This window comes from Inquilinus sp. CA228, assembly GCF_052078665.1.
Taxonomy (GTDB): domain Bacteria; phylum Pseudomonadota; class Alphaproteobacteria; order DSM-16000; family Inquilinaceae; genus Inquilinus.
This window is the reverse complement of sequence record NZ_JBQJIK010000109.1, coordinates 1-21,506: the sequence shown is the minus strand read 5'-3', so window position 1 is coordinate 21,506 and position 21,506 is coordinate 1. Positions and strand designations below refer to the sequence as shown.

Annotated in this window: 22 protein-coding genes and 1 pseudogene; 10 read left to right on the top strand and 13 right to left on the bottom strand. The window is 67.7% G+C overall.

Translation table 11 applies throughout. The annotated features are described in order from the left end of the window. Positions 1–341: pseudogene (locus ACTOWL_RS34785) on the bottom strand (hypothetical protein); the annotation flags it as partial. Between the two features lie 222 nt (positions 342–563). Here ACTOWL_RS34785 and ACTOWL_RS34780 point away from each other — a divergent pair. The 6 genes from ACTOWL_RS34780 (at position 564) to ACTOWL_RS34755 (ending at position 5,608) form a co-directional block, all read left to right on the top strand. Continuing rightward, positions 564–947 carry a c-type cytochrome gene (locus ACTOWL_RS34780; protein WP_441325887.1) on the top strand — a complete coding sequence of 128 codons (384 nt, stop codon included), beginning with the start codon at positions 564–566 and terminating at the stop codon, positions 945–947. Positions 948–949: 2 nt separating this feature from the next. After that, positions 950–2,164 (top strand): ABC transporter substrate-binding protein, encoded by a 1,215-nt coding sequence (locus ACTOWL_RS34775; protein WP_441325886.1) that lies wholly within the window; start codon positions 950–952, stop codon positions 2,162–2,164. Positions 2,165–2,173: 9 nt separating this feature from the next. Further along, positions 2,174–3,139, top strand: coding sequence for a YVTN family beta-propeller repeat protein (locus ACTOWL_RS34770; RefSeq protein WP_441325885.1), 966 nt, complete (start codon positions 2,174–2,176; stop codon positions 3,137–3,139). A gap of 223 nt (positions 3,140–3,362) precedes the next feature. Beyond that, on the top strand, positions 3,363–4,103 hold the full coding sequence (locus ACTOWL_RS34765; RefSeq protein ID WP_441325884.1) for an ABC transporter ATP-binding protein: 741 nt from the start codon (positions 3,363–3,365) through the stop codon (positions 4,101–4,103). Continuing rightward, positions 4,100–4,963, top strand: coding sequence for an ABC transporter permease (locus ACTOWL_RS34760; protein ID WP_441325883.1), 864 nt, complete (start codon positions 4,100–4,102; stop codon positions 4,961–4,963). Before ACTOWL_RS34765 ends, ACTOWL_RS34760 begins: the two co-directional genes overlap by 4 nt. Positions 4,964–4,975: 12 nt before the next feature. After that, complete coding sequence (locus tag ACTOWL_RS34755; RefSeq protein WP_441325882.1) at positions 4,976–5,608, top strand: hypothetical protein; 633 nt, start codon at positions 4,976–4,978, stop codon at positions 5,606–5,608. Between the two features lie 13 nt (positions 5,609–5,621). Here ACTOWL_RS34755 and ACTOWL_RS34750 read toward each other — a convergent pair whose 3' ends face one another. From ACTOWL_RS34750 to glpX, 10 genes are all read right to left on the bottom strand, one after another. Further along, positions 5,622–6,794 (bottom strand): serine hydrolase domain-containing protein, encoded by a 1,173-nt coding sequence (locus ACTOWL_RS34750; protein ID WP_441325881.1) that lies wholly within the window; start codon positions 6,792–6,794, stop codon positions 5,622–5,624. A gap of 88 nt (positions 6,795–6,882) precedes the next feature. Then, entirely contained in the window at positions 6,883–7,644 is a 762-nt protein-coding gene (locus tag ACTOWL_RS34745) for an HAD-IA family hydrolase (protein ID WP_441325880.1), read from the bottom strand. Between the two features lie 2 nt (positions 7,645–7,646). Then, positions 7,647–8,321 (bottom strand): HAD-IA family hydrolase, encoded by a 675-nt coding sequence (locus ACTOWL_RS34740; protein ID WP_441325879.1) that lies wholly within the window; start codon positions 8,319–8,321, stop codon positions 7,647–7,649. After that, positions 8,318–8,995: a ribulose-phosphate 3-epimerase gene (gene rpe, locus ACTOWL_RS34735; protein WP_441325878.1), complete on the bottom strand. Its 678-nt coding sequence runs from the start codon at positions 8,993–8,995 to the stop codon at positions 8,318–8,320. The genes ACTOWL_RS34740 and rpe overlap by 4 nt, the downstream gene beginning before the upstream one ends. Further along, positions 8,992–9,918, bottom strand: coding sequence for a CbbX protein (cbbX, locus tag ACTOWL_RS34730; protein ID WP_441325877.1), 927 nt, complete (start codon positions 9,916–9,918; stop codon positions 8,992–8,994). Before cbbX ends, rpe begins: the two co-directional genes overlap by 4 nt. A 187-nt stretch (positions 9,919–10,105) precedes the next feature. Then, positions 10,106–10,507: a ribulose bisphosphate carboxylase small subunit gene (locus tag ACTOWL_RS34725; protein ID WP_441325876.1), complete on the bottom strand. Its 402-nt coding sequence runs from the start codon at positions 10,505–10,507 to the stop codon at positions 10,106–10,108. A gap of 13 nt (positions 10,508–10,520) precedes the next feature. Continuing rightward, positions 10,521–12,002, bottom strand: a complete 1,482-nt coding sequence (locus tag ACTOWL_RS34720) for a form I ribulose bisphosphate carboxylase large subunit (protein WP_441325875.1) — start codon at positions 12,000–12,002, stop codon at positions 10,521–10,523. 12 nt (positions 12,003–12,014) lie between these two features. Beyond that, complete coding sequence (fba, locus tag ACTOWL_RS34715) at positions 12,015–13,094, bottom strand: class II fructose-bisphosphate aldolase (protein WP_441325874.1); 1,080 nt, start codon at positions 13,092–13,094, stop codon at positions 12,015–12,017. Between the two features lie 163 nt (positions 13,095–13,257). Beyond that, the gene (locus ACTOWL_RS34710; RefSeq protein ID WP_441325873.1) at positions 13,258–14,205 is read right to left on the bottom strand and encodes a phosphoribulokinase; all 948 of its coding nucleotides are present in this window, start codon (positions 14,203–14,205) and stop codon (positions 13,258–13,260) included. A 277-nt stretch (positions 14,206–14,482) separates the two neighbouring features. Further along, entirely contained in the window at positions 14,483–15,454 is a 972-nt protein-coding gene (gene glpX, locus ACTOWL_RS34705) for a class II fructose-bisphosphatase (RefSeq protein WP_441325872.1), read from the bottom strand. A gap of 384 nt (positions 15,455–15,838) precedes the next feature. On the opposite strand from glpX, the gene ACTOWL_RS34700 reads away from it, so the two are divergent. Further along, positions 15,839–16,522: a hypothetical protein gene (locus ACTOWL_RS34700; RefSeq protein WP_441325871.1), complete on the top strand. Its 684-nt coding sequence runs from the start codon at positions 15,839–15,841 to the stop codon at positions 16,520–16,522. Between the two features lie 166 nt (positions 16,523–16,688). Here ACTOWL_RS34700 and ACTOWL_RS34695 read toward each other — a convergent pair whose 3' ends face one another. Both ACTOWL_RS34695 and ACTOWL_RS34690 read right to left on the bottom strand, forming a co-directional pair. After that, positions 16,689–18,161 (bottom strand): reverse transcriptase domain-containing protein, encoded by a 1,473-nt coding sequence (locus ACTOWL_RS34695; protein ID WP_441325870.1) that lies wholly within the window; start codon positions 18,159–18,161, stop codon positions 16,689–16,691. A 487-nt stretch (positions 18,162–18,648) separates the two neighbouring features. Beyond that, the gene (locus ACTOWL_RS34690; protein WP_441325869.1) at positions 18,649–19,623 is read right to left on the bottom strand and encodes a hypothetical protein; all 975 of its coding nucleotides are present in this window, start codon (positions 19,621–19,623) and stop codon (positions 18,649–18,651) included. A 93-nt stretch (positions 19,624–19,716) separates the two neighbouring features. Here ACTOWL_RS34690 and ACTOWL_RS34685 point away from each other — a divergent pair, with 93 nt between their 5' ends. From ACTOWL_RS34685 to ACTOWL_RS34675, 3 genes are all read left to right on the top strand, one after another. Next, positions 19,717–19,986: a carboxypeptidase-like regulatory domain-containing protein gene (locus tag ACTOWL_RS34685; protein WP_441325868.1), complete on the top strand. Its 270-nt coding sequence runs from the start codon at positions 19,717–19,719 to the stop codon at positions 19,984–19,986. Beyond that, on the top strand, positions 19,983–20,375 hold the full coding sequence (locus tag ACTOWL_RS34680; protein ID WP_441325867.1) for an ester cyclase: 393 nt from the start codon (positions 19,983–19,985) through the stop codon (positions 20,373–20,375). Before ACTOWL_RS34685 ends, ACTOWL_RS34680 begins: the two co-directional genes overlap by 4 nt. A 94-nt stretch (positions 20,376–20,469) precedes the next feature. After that, entirely contained in the window at positions 20,470–21,411 is a 942-nt protein-coding gene (locus ACTOWL_RS34675) for a hypothetical protein (protein ID WP_441325866.1), read from the top strand. Positions 21,412–21,506: the final 95 nt, after the last annotated feature.

Here is a 21,506-nt window from a genome sequence, read left to right as displayed (position 1 = left end):
GTCTCGATGGCCCAGCGGACGGGCAGGGTGGTGCGCTGCCGTACCGCCGCCAGCAGCCGGCGGCCCTCGGCGGCGCTGCCGCCGGTGTCGATCACGGCCACGGCCGCGCTGCCGACGACGAAGCCGAGATTGGCGATGCCGCCGAGATTGGCCGCCGTCGCCTCCTCATGCGCGCCGTGGAAGACGAAGATGCCGGGCGCGACCTCGGTCACCGGCAACGGCTCGTCGGCGGCGGCTGCCGCGCCGCCCAACAGGCCCAGCGCCAGGGCGCCGCCGAGCGCGCGCCGGCGGCTCAGCGCCCCCGGCCGGTCCAGGTTCTGCGTGCGGCCGGATGACGGCACCCGAAATCTCCCGCAGTGGCAGGAACAACAGGGCGCGTTTTCGTCCTGCGGCTGAATTGGACTTTGGTCTCAGTTGTTTGTTCTCGCCTTGTCGGGGCCGGGGGCGGTTCATACAGTCGGGGCCAATCCCCGCCGTCGAGCGGGCAGGCGCGGCAGGGCCCCGGCCCGCGCCGCGCCGAAGCGGAACGCCGGTTCGCCCGGCCCAGCAGGAGGACGTCCGAGATGCGAGGTTTTGCGCTCGTCGCGGCAGTCGCCGCGCTCGCTTTGCCGATGGCAGCCCAGGCCCAGGACGCCGCGGGCGACGCGGCCAAGGGCAAGCAGGTCTTCGCCAAATGCCAGGCCTGCCATTCGATCGAGGCGGGCACCAACAAGCTCGGCCCGTCGCTGCACGACGTGATCGGCCGGACCTCCGGCGCGATCGACGGCTTCAGATACTCCGACGCGATGAAGAACGCCCATCTGACCTGGGACGAGGCGACACTCGACAAGTACCTTGCCAATCCCAAGACCCTGGTGCCCGGCACCAAGATGGTGTTCCCCGGCCTGCCGAAGGAAGAGGACCGGCTCGCCGTCATCGCCTATCTGAAGGAGGCGGGCGCGAGCTGACCATGCTTCGGGCCCTCGCCACGCTTGGCCTCGCCGCCGCCCTGCTCGCCGTGCCGGCCGCGGCGCAGCAGCAGCCGGCGGCGCCCAAGCTGTCGGTCACCATCGGCTGGCTCAGCGAGGCGATCCCGGAGCCGGAGCCGTTGTCGCTGGTCGAGCCGGTGGCCAAGGACAAGGGCGTGGCCGGCGCTCGCCTCGCCATCACCGACAACCAGACCACCGGCCGCTTCCTCGGCCAGGACTACACGTTGGACGAGACGGTGATCCCGGCCGGTGGCGACTTGGCCGCTGCCGCCGCGGCTCTGGCGGGCAAGGGGGCCAGGCTGATCGTCGCCGACCTGCCGGCCGACCGGCTGCTGCAGCTGGCCGACCTGCCGGAGATGAAGGATTCGGTGATCCTCGACGCCCGCGCCCAGGACGACCGGCTGCGTGTCGCCGACTGCCGCGCCAATGTCTTCCACACTATCCCCAGCCGGGCGATGAAGGCCGACGCGCTGGCGCAGTATCTGGCGTTCAAGCGCTGGACCCGCTGGGTCCTGGTCTCCGGCACGCTGGAGGATGACAAGGCCTTCGCCGACGCTATCCGTCGCGCCGCCAAGCGCTACGGCGCCGAGATCGTCGAGGAGCGCAGTTACGAATTCCAGGCCGGCTCCCGCCGCTCCGACACCGGCGAGCAGCAGGTGCAGCGGCAGATGACCCAGCTGACCCAGCGCCTGCCGGATTACGACGTCATGGTCGTGGCCGATGAGAGCGAGGTGTTCGGCGAGTATCTGCCCTACCGCACCTGGGATGCGCGGCCGGTGGTCGGCACCCAGGGGCTGGTGCCGACCGCCTGGCACCGCAGCCAGGAGCAGTGGGGCGGCACCCAGATCCAGCGCCGCTTCCAGAAGGCCGCCGGCCGCTGGATGCTGGAGCGCGACTACGCCGCCTGGGCCGCGATCCGCGCCCTGGGCGAGGCGGTGACCCGCACCGGCAAGGCCGATCCCGCGGCGATCCACGACTATCTGGTGTCCGACGCCTTCCAGCTCGGCGCCTTCAAGGGCGTGCCGCTGACCTTCCGCCGCTGGGACCAGCAGCTGCGCCAGCCGATCCTGCTGGCCTCGCCGCTGATGCTGGTCTCGGTCTCGCCGCAGGAAGGCTTCCTGCACCAGCGCACGCCGCTCGACACGCTCGGCTATGATGAGCCGGAATCGTCGTGCCGGCTCAACCCCGACCCGTAGGAGGCGCGCATGACCAGGTTCGTGTTCTCGACCTTTGCCGCGGCAACCCTCCTCGCCGCCGGCCCGGCGCTGGCCTTCACCGCCTATGTCTCGAACGAGAAGGGCAACACCGTCAGCGTGGTCGACCTCGACACCATGGCGGTGACCCAGACCATCAAGGTCGGCCAGCGGCCGCGCGGCATCACCCTCAGCAACGACGGCAAGACGCTGTACGTCTGCACCAGCGACGACGACCACATCGAGATGATCGACACGGAGACGCTGAAGCCGCTCGGCACCCTGCCCAGCGGCCCGGATCCCGAGCTGTTCGTGCTGGCGCCGGACGGCAAGCGCCTCTACGTCGCCAATGAGGACGACAACATGGTCACGGTCCTCGACCTCGAGCAGAAGGCGATGGAGACCGAGATCCCGGTGGGGGTGGAGCCGGAGGGGATGGGCGTCAGCCCGGACGGCAAATGGCTGGTCAACACCTCCGAGACCACCAACATGGCGCATTTCATCGACACCGACACGCTGCAGGTGACCGACAACGTGCTGGTCGACACCCGGCCGCGCTTCGCCCAGTTCACGCCGGACGGCAAGCAGGTCTGGGTCTCGGCCGAGATCGGCGGCACGGTCAGCGTCATCGACACGGCGTCGCGCCAGGTGCTGAAGAAGATCGGCTTCGCGGTCCAGGGCGTGCGCAAGGAGACGATCCAGCCGGTCGGCGTGCGCGTCACCGCGGACGGCAAGACCGCCTTCGTCGCCCTCGGCCCGGCCAACCGGGTCGCCGTGGTCGACACTGCGACCTATGAGGTGACGGACTACCTGCTGGTCGGCCAGCGGGTCTGGCAGCTCGCCTTCACCCCGGACGGGAAATACCTGGTGTCGACCAACGGCGCCTCGAACGACATCTCGGTGATCGACGTGGCGGCGCGCAAGGTGATCAAGTCGATCCCCGTGGGCGAACTGCCCTGGGGCGTGGCGATCCGCTAGATGGCGACGCTCTCGCCGGCCCGCCTTGTTATCCTCCCCCTCCCCCTGCGGGAGGGGGTAGGGGGAGGGGGTTTTGCCGGAGGAGACGGCATTCGGCTTAACCTCGGCCGTTCAACGGCCCGGATCTGGGCGACACCGCCCTCTTCGATCGACAGACCCCTCCCCCTACCCCCTCCCGCAAGGGGAGGGGGAGAGTGGATTTTGCGGGGCGGGACGTTCAGCCATGCCCGCCTCTGACTCCGACGCCCTCGCCGTCTCCGGCCTGTCGCACAGGATCGGCGGGCGCGAGATCCTGGCGGAGATCGAGGTCGCGGTGCGGCCCGGGACCTTCACCGTGCTGCTCGGCCAGAACGGCGCCGGCAAGACCACGCTGTTCTCGCTGATCACCCGGCTCTACGGCGCCCAGTCGGGCCACATCCGGGTGTTCGGCCGCGACCTCGGCGCCGAACCCGGGCGGGCGCTGGCGCTGATGGGCGTGGTGTTCCAGCAACGCGCGCTCGACCCCGACCTGTCGGCCCGGCAGAATCTGCGCTACCACGCGGCGCTGCACGGCATGCCGGGCGGGGTCGCCCGGTCCCGCATCGCGGCGGAGCTGGAGCGGGTCGGGCTGGCCCAGGAGGCCGACCGCAAGATCCGCAGCTTCTCCGGCGGTGAGATGCGGCGGATCGAGATCGCCCGCGCCCTGCTGCACGAGCCGCGCCTGCTGCTGTGCGACGAGGCGACGGTCGGGCTCGACATCCGCAGCCGCGCCGCGATTCTGGCCGATGTCCGTGGCCTGGTGCGCGACCGCGGCCTGACCGTGGTCTGGGCCACCCATCTGATCGACGAGGTCGAGGCGGCCGACCCCACCATCATCCTGCATCGCGGCCGCATCCTGCGGCAGGGGCCGGCGGCTTCGATCATCTCCGATCTCGGCGCCGGCGGGCTGCAGGACGCCTTCCGCCAGCTGACGGAGGCGGCATGAGCGTGGTCCACGACATCGACGCTGCTGGGCGCCAGCCCCTCGGCGCCGTCACCCTGGCCGGCGCCTGGCGCTGCCTGCTGGGCATCCTGTGGCGCGAGGGGCTGCGCTTCGTGCATCAGCGCACCCGCTTCATCTCCGCTCTGGTGCGGCCGCTGGTCTGGCTGTTCATCTTCGCCGCCGGCTTCCGCTCGGTGCTCGGCGTGTCGATCATCCCGCCCTACGAGACCTACATCCTGTACGACGAGTACATCGTCCCCGGGCTGATCGCGATGATCCAGCTGTTCAACGGGATGCAGAGTTCGTTGTCCATGGTCTATGACCGTGAGATGGGCAGCATGCGCGTGCTGCTCACCAGCCCGATGCCGCGCTGGTATCTCCTCACGGCGCGGCTGCTGGCCGGCACGCTGCTGTCGCTGCCCCAGGTCTATGTCTTCCTGCTGATCGCCCGGCTCTGGGGCATCGAGCCGCCGCCGATGGGCTATGTCACCGTGCTGCCGGCCCTGGTCCTGTCCGGGCTGATGCTGGGCGCGCTCGGCCTGCTGCTGTCCTCGGCGATCCGCCAGCTCGAGAACTTCGCCGGGGTGATGAACTTCGTGATCTTCCCGATGTTCTTCGCCTCCTCGGCCCTCTACCCGCTGTGGAAGGTGGAGGAGGCGAGCCCGCTGCTGCGCGACGTCTGCGGCCTGAACCCCTTCACCTATGCGGTCGAACTGGTGCGCTTCGCCCTCTACGGCCGGGTCGATACCCAGTCGCTGCTGCTCGTCCTTGGCTTCGCCGTGGTGTTCCTCGGCGGGGCGATCCTGGCCTACGACCCGGCGCGCGGCCTCGTCGCCCGCGTCCGCGGCCCCGGCGCCGGCTGAAAGGAGGCCGTCATGGTCCGCTCCGCCCCTCTTACCGCGACATGGCTTCTCCCCGTCCTCCTGGCCCTGGCGCCCGCCGCGGCCTGGGGGCAGGACGCGAAGGACGACTGGCCCTGCGTCCAGGTGCTGCAGCCGGAGCTGTCGATCGGCGCGATGTGGCCGGGCGACGACCCCACGGCCAACGGCCCGTCCTGGCGCGACGACGCGGTGGTGGCGGCGCTGGTCGAGCGGGTGGCGCCGCGCCGCGTCACGGTCGACGAGGCGACGGCCGAGATCCGCCGCTTCGCCGCCGGCTATGAGGGCGACCGCAAGGTCGCGCTGTCGGAGCTGTTCGCCGGGCTGTTCGAGAGCATCAATAGCGAGCGCGGCACCATCATCCGCGGCATCCGCCGCTTCAACGCCCGCCAGGCGGCGCTGGCCCAGCGGATCGAGGACACGACCCAGGCGCTGGACGGCGTCGATTCGACCTCGACCGACATGGCGGTGGCGCAGAAGCGGCAGCAGCTGGAGACCCAGCTGGGCTGGGACCAGCGCGTCTTCGACGAGCGCGAGCGCCTGCTGCCGGCGATCTGCGACCAGCCCTTCATCCTGGAACGCCGCCTGTTCGCCCTGTCGCGGACGATCCAGGAGGAGATCGCGAAGTAGCAAGCGGCCTTCTTCAGGCCAGCGCCCGCCACATCGCCTCGAGCACCCGGAACGACCGATGGTCGCCGAGCAGCGCCGGCCCCATCCGGTTCATGGCATAGGCGAAGCTGGTGCGGGCATCGAGGTCGACGACCACCAGCGATCCGCCCCCGCCGCCCCAGACGATGGTGTTCGGGTTGGGCGGCGTCAGCGGGAACAGCGGGCAGGGGGCCAGGGCGAAGCCCAGGCCGAAGCGGACCTCCCGCCCGCCCATCACCAGGTCGGGCCCCTCGATCTGCGGCTCCAGCACCCGGCGACTGCCGGCCTCGGACAGGATTCGCTTGCCCTTGGCGACCCCGCCATTGGCCAGCACCGCATGGATCTCGGCGATCGACCGGGCGTTGCCGTGGCCGTTGACCGAGGGGATCTCGGCGCCGCGCCAAGCGCGGGTCCGGGTCTGCGCCACGTCCATGCGCCATGCGCGGCTGCCGTCCGGCTGGGTGTCGCGGAAGGTGATCGACGGGATCTCCGCCATCTCCGCCGCCCCGGCCTCGGGCCCCGGGCCGGGCTGGACCAGCTCGGCGACGCGATGGTCCTCGCTCTCCGGCAGGCCGATCCGGAAATCGGCGCCCAGCGGTTCGGCGATCTCCTGCCGGAACACGGTGCCGAGCGACCGGCCGGTGATGCGGCGCACCACCTCGCCGATCAGGAAACCATGGGTGTAGGTGTGATAGCCCGAGGCCGTGCCCGGCGGCCACAGCGGCGCCTGGGCGGCCAGCAGCCGGGTCGCCTTGTCCCAGTCAGTCGCATCGTCCTGGCTGAACGGTTCCCGCCAGCCCGACAGCCCGGAGGAATGGCTCAGCAGCTGGGCGACGGTGATACGCTCCTTGCCGCTCGCCGCGAATTCGGGCCAGTACCGGGCCACCGGCGCGGCGACGTCGAGATCGCCGCGGTCGGCCAGCAGCAGTGCGGTCAGGGCCGTCATGGTCTTGGTGGTGGAGAAGACGTTGACAATGGTGTCGCGCTGCCAGGGCCGAATCCGCGCCTCGTCCGCCCGGCCACCCCAGAGGTCGAACACCGTCTCGCCGTCGACCGTGGCGCAGACGGAGGCGCCGATCTCCTTCCCCTCGGCGAAATTCGCCTCGAAGGCCTCGCGCGCCGCGGCGAAGCGCGCATCGGCGAAGCCGTGAACCAGATCCTGTGCCAAGCCTGGGCTCCCCTGTGGTTCAGGGGGCGCACACTCGGCGTGCTGCCGGGCTTTGGCAATTCTTGAACAAAAGAATTTCGTCCTCAGATTAGAGCTGGGAGGACCGTCGCGCGCCGTCCTCCACCCACCGCCCCAGTGCCTCGACCGTCACCCAGCCTTCGCCGGAACCGGCGCCGCCGAGATGGCGGTAGGGCGCGTCCGGCTCGCCCAGATCGGACAGCACCGCCACAGCGTGGCGCAGGTCGTCGTCGCCGGTGTACAGGCCCGGCGTCGCCAGCACCGGCAGGCCGGCGCGGCGGGCGGACAGCACGCCGTTGCGCGAATCCTCGATCGCGATGCAGCCGGCCGGGTCCAGCCCCATCGCCTCCAGCACCGCCTCATAAACATCCGGCGACGGCTTCTTGCGCGGCACCGCGTCGCCCGCGACCATCACCTCGAACAGCGCCGGTCCCTCCGGCCCCAGCGCCGCCGCCAGCAGCGCCGCGACATTGACCGGCGTCGTGGTGGTGGCGATCGCCAGGCGCACGCCTCGCGCCCGGGCCTCGGCCAGCAGGCGGGCGATGCCGGGGCGCAGGGCCACGGCGCCGGCCGCCACCAGCGCGGTGTAGCGCTCGGTCTTGGCCCGGTGCAGCGCCGGCACGTCGCAGCAAGGCGGGTCGGCCAGCCCGGCCAGGAAACGCCCGATCCGTTCCTTGCCGCCGGTCACGGCCAGCAACTCGCGATACCGGTCCCGGCTCCAATGCCAGTCGAGGCCGGCGGCGCGGAAGGCGGCATTGAAGGACCGGCGGTGCACCTCCTCGGTCTCGGCCAGCGTGCCGTCGACATCGAACAGGATCGCCTGGAGCGCCACGGCTACCCCGCCTCGGCCAGGCCGAGCATCCCCGGCAGCGCGGCATAGTCGGCGAGGATTCCGTCCGGTTCCAGCGTGGCGACGTCGCCATAGCCGAACGGCACCGCCAGCACCCGCACCCCCGCCGCCCGCGCGGTGGCGATGTCGACATGGTGGTCGCCGACATAGACCGTGTCCTCCGGCGCGGCGCCGAGATCCGCGATGCAGGCCAGCAGCGGCGCCGGGTCCGGCTTCATGCCGTGGCCGCTGTCGCCGCCGACCACGGCGCCGACATGCGGCGCGAAGCCCAGCGCCCGCAGCACGGCCCGCGCGGTCCAGGCCGCCTTGTTGGTGCAGATGCCGACCGGGATCCCGGCCGCTGCCAGCGCCGCCACCGCCTCGACCGCGCCGGGATAGGCCGTGCTGCGCACCGCCGGCGCCGCGGCGTAGCGGTCCAGGAAGCGCCGGGTCATCCATTCGGCCTCGCCGGGATCGCACTGCCGCAGCCGCAGCGCCCCGCGCAGCAGGCCGGGCGCGCCATGGCCCATCAGGCCGCGCACCTCGGCCTCGGACAAGGGGCTGATCCCGGCCTCGCGCAGCACCCCGGCCAGGGCGGCGGCGACATCGGCGACGCTGTCGACCAGCGTGCCGTCCAGGTCGAACACCACGGCATGCAGGCGGGTGGCGCGGGCGTTCATGCCGCCGCCGGCCGGCCGGTCCCTGCTGCGGCGCCGCGGCGGATCGCGGCGATGTTGGCCTCATAGGCACCGCCGCGGAACACGGCGGAGCCGGCGACCAGCGTGTCCGCCCCGGCCTCGGCCACCACCGAAGCCGTCTCCGGCGTGACGCCGCCATCGACCTCCAGCCGGATCGGCCGGTCGCCGATCATGGCGCGGATCCGGCGGATCTTCGCCGCCATCGCCGGGATGAAGGCCTGGCCGCCGAAGCCGGGATTGACCGTCATCACCAGGATCAGGTCCAGCCGGTCCAGCACATGGGCCACCGCCTCCGCCGGCGTCGCCGGGCATAGCGCCACCCCGGCCTGCTTGCCCAGCGACCGGATGTGCTGCAGCGACCGGTCGAGATGCGGCCCGGCCTCGGCGTGCACGGTGATGACATCGGCCCCCGCCTTGGCGAAGGCGTCGAGATACGGGTCGGCCGGGGCGATCATCAGATGCACGTCGAACACCCGGTCGCTGTGCGGCCGCAGCGCCTTCACCACATCCGGCCCGATCGTCAGGTTGGGCACGAAATGCCCGTCCATCACGTCGATATGGATCCAGTCGGCGCCGGCGGCGACGACCGCGCGCACCTCCTCGCCCAGCCGGGCGAAATCGGCGGACAGGATCGAAGGGGCGATCACGACACTCACAGCTTGGCCTCCACTTCCGGCGGCTCGGCCGAGAACACGCGGCTGGCGCGGATGTCGGCCTCGGCGATGGTGACGAAATCCTCGACCGTCAGCTCCGGCGGCATGTCGCGCACCAGCCGGTTGGCCTGGCGCAGCCGGGCGCGGTCCAGCGCGTTGCGGATCGACCGGCCATTGGCGAAATGCGGCAGCCGGATGCGGCGGCCGACATAGTCGCGGAACGCGGCCAGCGCCCCCGGGCTGAAGCGGTAGTTCTGCCGCGCCAGCATGCCCTCGCCGATCGTGATCAGCTCGGCCTCGGAGAAATCCGGGAACTCGACATGATGGGCGATGCGCGAGCGGAAGCCGGGATTGCTGGTGAAGAACTTCTCCATCCGGTCGCCATAGCCGGCGACGATCACCACCAGGTCCTCCCTCTGGTTCTCCATCACCTGCAGCAGGATCTCGATCGCCTCCTGGCCGTAGTCGCGCTCGTTCTCCGGCCGGTACAGATAGTAGGCCTCGTCGATGAACAGCACCCCGCCCATCGCCCGTTTCAGGATCTCCTTGGTCTTCGGCGCGGTGTGGCCGATGTACTGGCCGACCAGGTCGTCGCGGGTGACCGAGACCAGGTGCCCGCGCCGGACATAGCCGAGCCGGTGCAGGATGTCGGCCATCCTGAGCGCCACGGTGGTCTTGCCGGTGCCGGGGTTGCCGGTGAAGCTCATGTGAAGGGTCGGCGCCTCGGCGCCGAGGCCCAGCCGGCGGCGCACCCGCTCGACCAGCAGCAGGGCGGCGATCTCGCGGATCCGGGTCTTCACCGGGACGAGGCCGACCAGGTCGCGGTCCAGCGCCTCGAACACCTCGTCGATCCGGGTCTCGGCGAATTCCTGGGCGAGGTCGATGCGGGTGTCGGCCGGCGGCAAGGCGAGGGCGGCTTCGGTCATGGCGGGCCTCTTTCCTTCCACACTCCCCCTCCCCCCGCGGGAGGGGGTAGGGGGAGGGGGTGTCGATGCAGAGTGCGGGCTGGAATCGGCGGGGCGGGTGTCGGGGCGCGATCGTTGGAGATCGCTCTGCCGGCGCCAATACCCCTCCCCCTACCCCCTCCCGCAAGGGGAGGGGGAGGTTGAACAATCACCCGGCCGGGGGCGCCACCAGCCGCGTCGTGTACCGGATGCTCCTTCCCTCCACCTCCTGGCGCTCGAGATGGAACCGCGCCTCCTCCGGCGGGCGGTTCACCAGGAACGAGATCCGCACCGACTCCCAGCCCGGCGTGGCGTCGAAGCCGGAGATGCGGATGTAGCGGTCGCCATAGGCCTTGCGGCACGAATTCAGCTCGATCATCACCGCGGCGGCGTCGCGGATGTCGAACATCGGCAGGTCCCACATCTCCCAATAGGTGTTGCGGGGGTGCGGGTCGTCGGTGAACTCGATGTTCACCGCCCAGCCATTGTCGATGCAGTACTGCACCTGGTCGGTGATCTGCCGGTCGGTCAGGTCGGGCAGGAACGAGAAGCATCCCTGGGTGATGCGCATGGTGGCGGCCTCCTCAGCTGGCGGCGGTGACGGCCGGGACGAAGTCCGGCGTGTCGGTCGAGGCGTAGTCGAAGGTGACGTCCTTCCAGACGTCCAGCGCCTGGCGCAGCGGCTGGCAGTGCCGCGCGGCGTCGACCAGGATCTGCGGTCCCTCCACCTTGGTGTCGCGGCCCTCGTTGCGGGCCAGGATCATGGCCTCCAGCGCGACGCGGTTGGCCTGGGCGCCGGCCTGGATGCCCATCGGGTGGCCGATGGTGCCGCCGCCGAACTGCAGCACCGTGTCCTCGCCCAGATAGTCCAGCAGCTGGTGCATCTGCCCGGCATGGATGCCGCCGGACGCCACCGGCATCACCTTGCGCAGGGACGCCCAGTCCTGCTCGAAGAACACGCCGTTCTCCAGCTTGGCCGGCAGATGGTCCTCGCGCAGGATGTCGTAGAAGCCGCGGGTGGTGTTCGGGTCGCCCTCCAGCTTGCCGACCACGGTGCCGGCATGGATGTGGTCGACCCCCGCCAGGCGCATCCATTTGGCGATCACCCGGAACGACACGCCATGCGACTTCTGCCGCGTGTAGGTGCCGTGGCCGGCGCGGTGCAGGTGCAGGATCATGTCGTTGCGCCGCGCCCATTTCGACATCGACTGGATCGCGGTGTAGCCGATCACCAGGTCGATCATGACGATGACGCTGCCGAGCGACTTGGCGAACTCCGCCCGCTCGTACATGTCCTCCATGGTCGCGGCGGTGACGTTCAGATAGGTGCCCTTGACCTCGCCGGTCAGCGCCTGGGCCCGGTTCACCGCCTCCATGCAGTACAGGAACCGGTCGCGCCAGTGCATGAAGGGCTGCGAGTTGATGTTCTCGTCGTCCTTGGTGAAGTCGAGCCCGCCCTTCAGCGCCTCATACACCACCCGGCCGTAGTTGCGCCCCGACAGGCCCAGCTTCGGCTTCACCGTGGCGCCCAGCAGCGGCCGGCCGAACTTGTCCAGCCGCTCGCGCTCGACGACGATGCCGGTCGGCGGCCCGTCGAAGGTCTTCACATAGGCGACCGGCAGCCGCATGTCCTCCAGCCGCAGCGCCTTCAGCGGCTTGAAGCCGAAGACGTTGCCGATGATCGACGCGGTCAGGTTGGCGATCGACCCCGGCTCGAACAGGTCGAGGTCATAGGCGATGTAGGCGAAGTACTGGCCCGGCTGGTTCGGCACCGGGTCGACCCGGTAGGCCTTGGCCCGGTACTTCTCGCAGGCGGTCAGCCGGTCGGTCCAGACCACGGTCCAGGTGGCCGTGGAGCTCTCGCCCGCCACCGCCGCCGCCGCCTCGATCGGGTCGACCCCGTCCTGCGGCGTGATCCGGAACAGCGCCAGGACGTCGGTGTCCTTCGGCTGGTAGTCGGGCTCCCAATAGCCCATCTTCCGGTATTCCATCACGCCGGCCTTGTAGCGGTCCTTGCCGGTGACGGTGCCGCTCTTGGGATCGAGTGTGGTGACGTTCGTGCTCATGGAGCTCTCCTCTCAGGCTGCGGCGCCGATCGCGATGCGCGGGTCGAGCGCACCGGACCGGTAGCGTTTCGCCATCTCGGGCAGGGGCAGTGGGGTGATCTTCGCGGCCTGGCCGGCCGTGCCGAACTGCTCGTAGCGTTCGCGGCACAGCGCCTCGAGCGCCGCCATCGACGGCTGCAGGAACTTGCGCGGGTCGAACTCGCCGCGCTTCTCCACCGCGACACGGCGGATCGCGGCGGCCATGGCCAGGCGGCAATCGGTGTCGATGTTGACCTTGCGCACACCGTGCCGGATGCCGCGCTGGATCTCCTCGACCGGCACGCCCCAGGTCTTCGGCATCTCGCCGCCGAAGCGGTTGAACTGCTCCTGCAGCGCCTCGGGGACGGAGGAGGAGCCGTGCATCACCAGGTGGATCTCGGGCAGCCGCTCATGGATCGCCTGGACCACATGCATGGCCAGGATCTCGCCGTCCGGCCGGCGCGAGAATTTGTAGGCGCCGTGCGAGGTGCCCATGGCGATGGCCAGGGCATCGACCCGGGTCTCGCGGACGAAGGCCACCGCCTGGTCCGGGTCGGTCAGCAGCTGGTCGTGGCCCAGCGCGCCCTCGGCGCCGTGCCCGTCCTCGGCCTCGCCCTGGCCGGTCTCCAGGCTGCCGAGCACGCCGAGCTCGCCCTCCACCGACACGCCGACGGCATGCGCCGTGGCCGCCACCCGGCGGGTGATCTCGACATTGTAGTCATAGCTGGCCGGGGTCTTGGCGTCGGCCTCCAGCGACCCGTCCATCATCACGCTGGTGAAGCCGTGCTGGATGGCGGACAGGCAGGTGCCGTCGTCGTTGCCATGGTCCTGGTGCAGGCAGATCGGGATGGCGGGATGCATCGCCTCCGCCGCCTCCACCATCTTCGCCAGCATCAGGTCGCCGGCATAGGACCGGGCGCCGCGGCTGGCCTGCAGGATCACCGGCGCGTCCACGGCCTTGGCCGCGGCCATGATCGCCAGGATCTGCTCCATGTTGTTGATGTTGAAGGCAGGCACGCCGTAGCCATGCTCGGCGGCGTGGTCCAGAAGCTGTCGCAGCGTGATGCGGGCCATCATGGGCTCCTTGGGTTCAGTCGGTGGACCGGGCCTTGGTTTCTGTCCGACCCCTCCCCCCGCCCCCCTCCCGCAAGGGGAGGGGGAGGGTGAAAGGCTGGGCAGGCCGTTCTTGTTGTCCTCCCCCTCCCCTTGCGGGAGGGGGTAGGGGGAGGGGTTTGGCTCACACCGCGTGCACGCCCTGGGCGGCCTTGACCATGTGGAAGGCGACCAGGAGCTGGGTGAGGGCGAGGGGGTGGCTGACCGCCCGGCCGGCGGCGCCGTCATAGCGGCCGAGGTCGGCGCGCAGGTGGCTGGCCTCGGGGATGTGCTCCCAGAGATACTCCTCCACCCGCTCGGCCCGGCGGTCGGAGATCGAGCCGCGGATCTCCAGCACGTCGACCGGCTTGCCCTCGTCGCGGGTCAGCTCGAAGCCGACGCTGCCGTCGCCCACCGCCTCGATCAGCCGGGAAAAATTCGGGTGTGGCAGGGTCGGGCGCAGGATATGGGCGACGTCGAGCCGGTGGTCGGTTTCCGGCGCCCCGGCCGAGGAATTGGCGCCGGGCGGCCGCTGGAAGCGGATGACGATGTCGGCGAACAGCCGCTGCGGCCGGATGAAGGTCGGGCTGTCGTATTCCCGCTTCTTCAGCGATTCCAGCACCTGCTCGGCGGTGTAGCCGCGCTTGCTGGTGTCGCGATGCACCTTCCAGCGCACCCGCAGCTCCTCCTCGGGGTCGAGGTAGATCTTGACGTCGTAGCAGTCGCGCATCGCCCGCGTGGCGTAGCCGAGCAGCCCTTCCGCGACCACGAACTCCTTCGGCTCGATGTATTCCGGCCGGTCCAGCGTGCCCTGGTCGTGGTTGTAGATCGGCTTCAGGATCGGCTGGCCCTGGCGCAGCAGGTGCAGGTGCTGCTCCAGGATGTCGACATAGTTGCCGGCGGGGTCCAGCGCCGAGACCCCGTTGCTCGCCCGCTCGCGCCGGTCATAGCGGTGATAGTCGTCGGTGCAGATCAGGGTGCAGCGCTGCGGCCCCAGGATCTCGGCGATGCCGCGCGACAGCGTGGTCTTGCCGGCGGCGCTGTCGCCGACGATCCCGAGGATGATGGGCCGGTCGAAGAAGGGCTTGGACATTCTGGTCTCCCGTCTCGGGTCGTGATCGGCGAGCCTCGGGCGCGGCTCGGCAGGGCGGGTGGGCTTGGCTGCTACCATCGGCGGGCGAAGGTCTCGCCGGGTGCGCTCCGATTGCCTCTCCCGCTTGCGGGAGAGGTCGGAGGCGCGAAGCGGCTCCGGGTGAGGGGATTTTTTCGTCGAGGCCGGGGCCAGCCCTCACCCGGTCTCGCCGCGCGAGCCCGACCTCTCCCGCGTCCGGCGGGAGAGGCAATCCGAGCCCTACCGGCCAGGCGCGCGCTCACCGCCGCGTCTCCGCCGTCTCCACATACGTCGTCAGCACCTGCCAGCGCCGGTCCGGCGCGGTCAGCATCAGCGACTGGGTGCGGGTGCTTTGCCCCCGCCGCGACACGCCCTCGAACAACAGCCCGGTGGTGATGCCGGTGGCGGCGAACCAGACCTTGTCGCTGCGCACCAGCTCCTCCACCCCCCACCAGCGGCGGGTGTCGATGCCGGCCTGGGCCACGGCGGCGCGCTCATGCTCCAGCTGCGGGTCGATGCGGCCCAGGAACTCTCCCCCCAGCGCCCGGATGGCGCAGGCCGCCAGCACCCCCTCGGGCGTGCCGCCGGTGCCCATCAGCGCGTCCACCCCGCCGCCCGGCATGGCGGCGACGATGGCGCCGGCCACGTCGCCGGCGGGGTACAGGGCGACGCGGGCGCCGGCGGCGTGGATCTCCTCCACCAGCCGGCGGTGGCGCGGCTTCTCCAGCACATAGATCGACAGTTCGGAGACGGGCTTGCCCAGCGCCTCGGCCAGCACCTTCAGCTTGTCGCGGGTCGGCGCCAGCGGGTCGATCCGGCCCTTCACCGCCGGGGGACCCGCGAACTTCTCCATGTAGAAGGCGGGGCCGGGGTCGAACATGGCGCCCTGCGGCGTCATGGCGACGGCGGCCAGGGCATTGGTCTGGCCGTTGGCCAGGTGGCTGGTGCCGTCGACGGGGTCGACCGCGATGTCGACCGCCATGCCGCCGCCGTGCCCCAGCCGCTCGCCCTTGTACAGTTGCGGCGCCTCGTCCTTCTCGCCCTCGCCGATGACGATGCGGCCGTCTATGTCGAGATGGTTGAGGACGGTGCGCATGGCGTCGACCGCGGCGGCGTCGCCCTCGTCCTTGCGGCCGCGTCCGATCCAGTCGAAGGCGGCGCGGGCTGCGGCTTCGGTGACGCGGCGCAGCGCGTAGATGAAGCCGTCCTCGGCAATCGCTGCACCGGTCATGCGCATCTCCACCCGATATCCGCACTCCGGCCGGGGCCGGGTGCGGGGCGGGGAGTCTGGCGCTCCCCAGGACGGTCAGGATCGGGGAGAGGGCAGCGGACCGGAACGCCCACCCGGGTGGGCCGGCGCGATCTTACGGGTGGGCCGGGACCTGCCCGGATGGGTGGGGTGTGCTCGATTAGTAGCAGCACCTAGCTACAACAAGATGATCGCTTTCAGCCCAAGCCACTATTTTGGAATATCTAGCGCCTTGCACCGGCTATACATTCTTGTATTTTTGTCGTACTTTTTCTACGATTGATGGAGTGTTTAGATATGTCGACAAAACCATATAGACGATTTGTTCAAAGAATAGAGTACTATAGTTCCGATCTGGAGCTTTGCGTGCTCCTAGTGGAGCGATTTCTCGATATCGAGAATAGTGAAAGATCAGTGGCCGAGGCGTTAGGAGGAACAAATGACCGTCATCCCTATATTGGTCGGCGCGTAAATAACAGGCAATCAAGGTCTATTTGCGGGAATCATCTTAAGAGAACAATATATGTATCATTTGTCAAAGATTTGTTTGAGGATCTTTCTGAATATATATCAAGTACAATGAGAAATGCCGCGCTTAAGGGGCTGGATCCTGCCCGATTTGTTGGGGATGCAAAAATCGACATAACCGCGGCCGAATTTTTGGCGTCCGGAAGTTGGTCTGCGGCGGTTGGTCTCGTATCGGACACAGTTTTCCGCAAGATTGAGAATGAAAAGAGCACTAAAGATTTAGTTAGGAAAGCAAGTGCACGACTTGGCTTACAATTAGATCAGACCAAGTTCGATGTTGCGATGCCATATCTTGAGGCTCGGCATGTTCTCGTGCATAGAGATGGAAAGGTTGATGATCGATATCGGCAAGAGTATCCGAGAATTAGAATAAAAGACGAAAAAATCGTCGTTGATCATATGTTTGTTACGGACGCCAGGAGCGCGGTTACCGAGTTAGCGTTGGATATAGATCGAAAAGTTATCGCGGCTAATCTTGTCCGCCTCCAAGACATGAGTGGGTTGGCTGCGGCTGGTGGATGACCGCGTCCCGCTGGAGCGGCCAGAAAGCGGGCTTCCGCTTCCGGCCGTGCCGGCGGCGCAATTTCACTTCAGCCTGGTAGTCAGGCCATTCCTATGGAGACCCAATCTCACTCGCCGCGGTCGGGATACGAGCGGTGATGGCCTCGAATCCACGTGGCCCTTCTCGTCACAGAGCCGCGCTCCGCTTCGCTTTTCGTAGTAGAGCACGTTCTATTTCCGCGTTCACGCGTCTCCGCGAATGTTGTCTTAGTCGTTTGATCTGGCCTCGTATTCTTTTTCCGTGGGGTTTTAATTCTTCAATTGCGCGTACTGCATATGTCCAGAATGTCCATCTCCTATTGGATGATTTAGGTTCAAAATCTTCAACTCGGCCAAATCGCTTTGTAAAGAGCTCGAAATTGAATAGTCTGCATAATTCGGTATAAGATTTATCAGGATAACGTTTAATGGTTGCCTCGGCTTGGCTACGCGCGGTCAGGGTGATCTTTCGGTAAAGTCCCGATACCGTGGAATCGCGCAGATAAATGTTTTTCCCATCATAACGGAAACCTAAATACTCCAAACCGTTTTCGCCCTTGCCAGAAATTACAGTGCAATCCTGTTCGTTATCCATCGATGTATATTGAATCAGCGATGATTTGTCTGGTTTTATCAGGAGTTCAGATCCGTACTTCCGTATACGATCTGGCATATCATCCATGATTGTTTTTGCGTCAAGAGCCGGGACGGGCAAAATGAGCAAGATGTCATCGGAGTAACGAACATAGGCTCCGCCCAAGCCGGCGGCGAGTTCATTCATTTCAAAGTCGAAGTCGATCAGGTAGAGATTTGCTAGTAAATCAGAGATGGGCGCTCCCTGCGGAATGCCATAGGCATTTTTGTTTGATTCGACAAGCGAGTCGTATTTTTTGTTCTCTCCAAGAATTTTTTGACGAAAATCAGATGGTGAACATAATTGTTTTGGTATTTTATTGTATGGTTTCAAGTAGCCGTCAATTGGATGTCCGCCTTTGGTGAAATTCTTCACTCCATAAAACCCTAATCTCTCGTAGGCTTTGATGCGATCAATTACACGATATTGAGTAATGTTCTTGAAGACGGCAAAGTGATCCGGCGGCAGCCGATCAACGCCCAGCAAGCGGCACCAGAGGATCTTTAGATGTTCGTGATCTATTGATTCAAAATAACTGCTAATATCTATCGCAATAGTACAGCAATTTCCAAGTTTTCGAATGCAGTCGAATGCCTCTCGTGCAAAATGGATATTGCATTTTCCGCCGCGCTTGTCAGAATCTGTCAATATACGACGATAAGCCACGGGGCAGTGGCTGATCGAAAGTCTTTTGAGTTCGGCTTCATACGGGTCGCTTAGGAGGTGGCGATAGTAAGCAAATATGTAAGCGTCCCGCCTCGCTGCATACCGGATGGGCCGTTCCTTCGGCTTCGGTCTGGGTTTGCTGCCAGCTTTGGGGTGGCGAAATGGTTGCCATCGTTTCGTGTAGCGGAGTAAGGGGAAAAAGGCATTCTGCGCCACCCGCTTTGGGTCGGTTACCAGCGCGATAATCTCTGTCGTCTTCAGGATTTGATCGAAGTGAGGGTATAACTTGAGATCGCGCGGCTTGAGCTTCCATTCAGCCAAAGCCCGGTCCCTCAACGAGAGGGGACGGTAGCAACCGGTTCCATCCGGTTGTAGCTACCGCCCCGCACCGTTGGCAGCGAACCAAGCGAGCTTGGCTCTGTCTGGAAGAACTTCGACGAAGTCGAGTATGCTGTCACCGCCATGGCTATCGCGTGTATCGCGATGGTCTGGTGGCCGGCGACGCGATCCTCGGCGATCAACGGAGTTGCCTTAATGACTATCCGCCTCCTGCTTCGGGCCGCGTTCATCCTTTACAGTCATAACGCGCTACTCTGCCCCCCGAGTGAACAGATACCCCACATATAGCGGTTCGGCCTCGCTTCGTCAACCACCGGTTCGATGCCGATGGGGATCGGCGCAGCCTCACTGCCTCGGATGGCGGGCCGTTTGCCGATGGCTGCACCTTGGTCGGCCCTCAAGCATGAACCGACAGCCTTCAATGCGTATCACGGAATGATCATCATACTGCGAGGCGACACCGTCGTAATCAACTCTCCCCCCTCTCATACGCCGGCACATCAAACTCCCCGAGCCCGATCGCCCGAAACCCCTCCTTCCGGCTCCAGTCGAAATGGCCGCCCAGGCGCTCGACCAGGGCGGCGGCGTCGGTCTGCGGCAGGTTCACGGCGGCCAGCGCTTGCGCCGTCGCCCGGAGATAGAGCACGGGCGTGACGCCGATATGGCCCGAGCCGCGGTCCAGCAGGTCGGCCTGCATCACCACCTCGATCTCGTCGACCGGCAGGGCGGCCAGGCATTCCGCCGCCGCCCGCACCGCGGCCGAGCAGATGGTGTCGCGGTGCAGCTCCAGCACCCGGCCCTGCGCCAGCGGCTTGACCGAGGCCTTGCCCGATTGCAGCAGCGTCACCGACCGGTCCGGCAGGTCCTCCAGGTCCAGCCCGTCGATCATGGCGACGATCCGCCCGCCCGCGACGAAGACGAGGTCCAGCCCCTCGACCGAGAAGGGCAGGTCGCCCAGCCGGGTGAAGCGGCCCAGCGCCTCCGCCACCGCCGCCGGGTCGCGCGCCACCAGCCGCCGCGCGAAGCCGATCTCGGCCCGGCGCGCCTCGGCCTGCTGCCGCCGCGCCTGGAATTCCGCCTCGTCGCGCACCCGTGCATCCTCCACCGCCGCGGTCAGCTCGACCTGGCGCCGCTTGGCCCCGCCGAAGGTGCGGGCGAACCAGCCGGGGCGATAGGCCTCCTGCTCCCGCCGCGCCGCCACCTCCTGCACAGCGCTCCGCTCGGGCTCGGCCGGCGGCGCCTCCGCGGCCAAGGCGTGCCAGTCGCGGCGCGGCAGCTGGACCCGATGGGCGCCGGTCAGGGCCTCGATCAGCCGGTCGTATTCCTCGGCGGCGGAGGACGCGGCCTCCAGCGCCGCCTGCTGCTGCGCCGCCTTCTCATAGGCCAGGCGCCGGCGCTCCGTGCGCTCGTCCTCGCGGCGCACCGCCCGGATGCTGCTCGTCATTCCCCCTCCCCGAACCGACCCCTTCAACCCTTGCGGCGGATTGTGGAGAATGCAAGGCGCTGCCGGCGGGCAGACGGAATGGAGGAGGGCGACATGGCGGATCTGACCGGCACGATAGCGGGCACGGTGGTGGATGCCGCGACGGGCCAGGGGATTCCGAGATGCGACGTCTCCGCCAGAGGGGGCATCACCAGGGGGGCCGAGACCGACGGGCGCGGCGTCTATCAGATCCCGGGGCTGCCCGTGGGGTCCTACACCGTGGAGGCCGCGGCCCTCGGCTATGCGTCCCAATCCACGGCCGATGTGGCGGTGCAGCTCGGCCGCTCCGTCACCTGCGATTTCACGCTGCAGCCGAAGCCATGACCGACCTCGCCACCCGCTACCGCGCCTATATCGACTGCCTGAACCGGCAGGACTGGGCGCGGCTGGGCGATTTCGTCGACGTAGAGGCGCGCCACAACGGCCGGCCCTTCGGCCTGGCCGGCTATCGCGCCATGCTGGAGCAGGATTTCCGCGACATCCCGGACCTGCGCTTCGTCATCGGCCTCCTGGCCTGCGACCCGCCTCTGGTCGCCGCCCGGCTGGACTTCACCTGCTCGCCGCGGGGCCGGTTCCTCGGGCTCGACGTGAACGGCCGCACGGTCTCGTTCAGCGAGAACGTCTTCTACGAGTTCCAGGGCGGCAGGATCGTCCAGGTCTGGTCGGTGCTCGACAAGCCGGCGATCGAGGCCCAGCTCCAGGATGGAGGCTGAGTCCGCCCGTCGCGGGTTCCATAGGACGCCATATCGCCTATACTGACCGCCTTCCTATCATCGCGGCAGCAAAGCCGACACCATGGGGGCAGGCATGGCGACGATCGAAGGCACCACCGGCAACGACCACATCATCGTCGAGGGCAACGACGAGTTCTATACCATCCACGCCTATACCGGCACGGACGTGATCGACATCCGCACGACCTCCGGCACCAGATGGGCGACGATCACTCTGGAAGACGGCGGAGACACGGTGCATGGCGGCTTCCACGAGGACACGATCTATTTCCGCGGCGCCGCCAACCGCCTGTATGGCGGGGAGGGGGACGACACCTTCTCCCTGGAATCCGTCGGCGCCGGCAACCTGATCGACGGCGGCGACGGGTCCGACACCCTCCGCGTCGCCTATTCCGCCGACGGCGCCTTCATCAACCTGGCCGAGGGCCGGGCGGCGGTGCGGTCCGGGCAGTCCGGGCTGACCTACCAGTACGACCTGCGCGACATCGAGAACCTGAGCGGCACCTCCGCCAACGACATCCTGGTCGGCGACGACGCGGCCAACACCATTGATGGCGCCATCGGCGACGACCTGCTGTCCGGGGGCGGCGGCGACGACATCCTGACCAGCGACGACTGGGTCTTCCCCTCCGGCAACGACGTCTTCGTCGGCGGGCTGGGGGCGGACGACATCACCACGGCCAACGGCGACGACGTCATCCGCATCGACCGGCTGGTGGACAGCCTGCCGGGCCAGGAGGACCGGGTCACCGATTTCAGCAGCCGCGACGTCCTCGACCTGTCGCGGATCGACGCCGACCAGACGGCGGCGGGCGACCAGGCCTTCACCCTGATCGGCGACGCGCCGTTCAGCTACACCGCCGGCGAGCTGCACTATCAACGCCTGGGCCGTGGGCTCTTGGTCTCCGCCGATGTTGACGGCGACGGCCGGTCCGACATGCAGGTGATCCTCGAGCCGACCTGGTACCAGGGCCAGGCGCTGACCCACCTCACGGCCGACGACGTGCTGCTATAGGAGGGGCCGGAGCCGCCCCCTCACCCGAAATCGCTTCGCGATTTCGACCTCTCCCCGAGGAGAGGTGAATTTTCCCTCTCCTTGGGGAGAGGGAC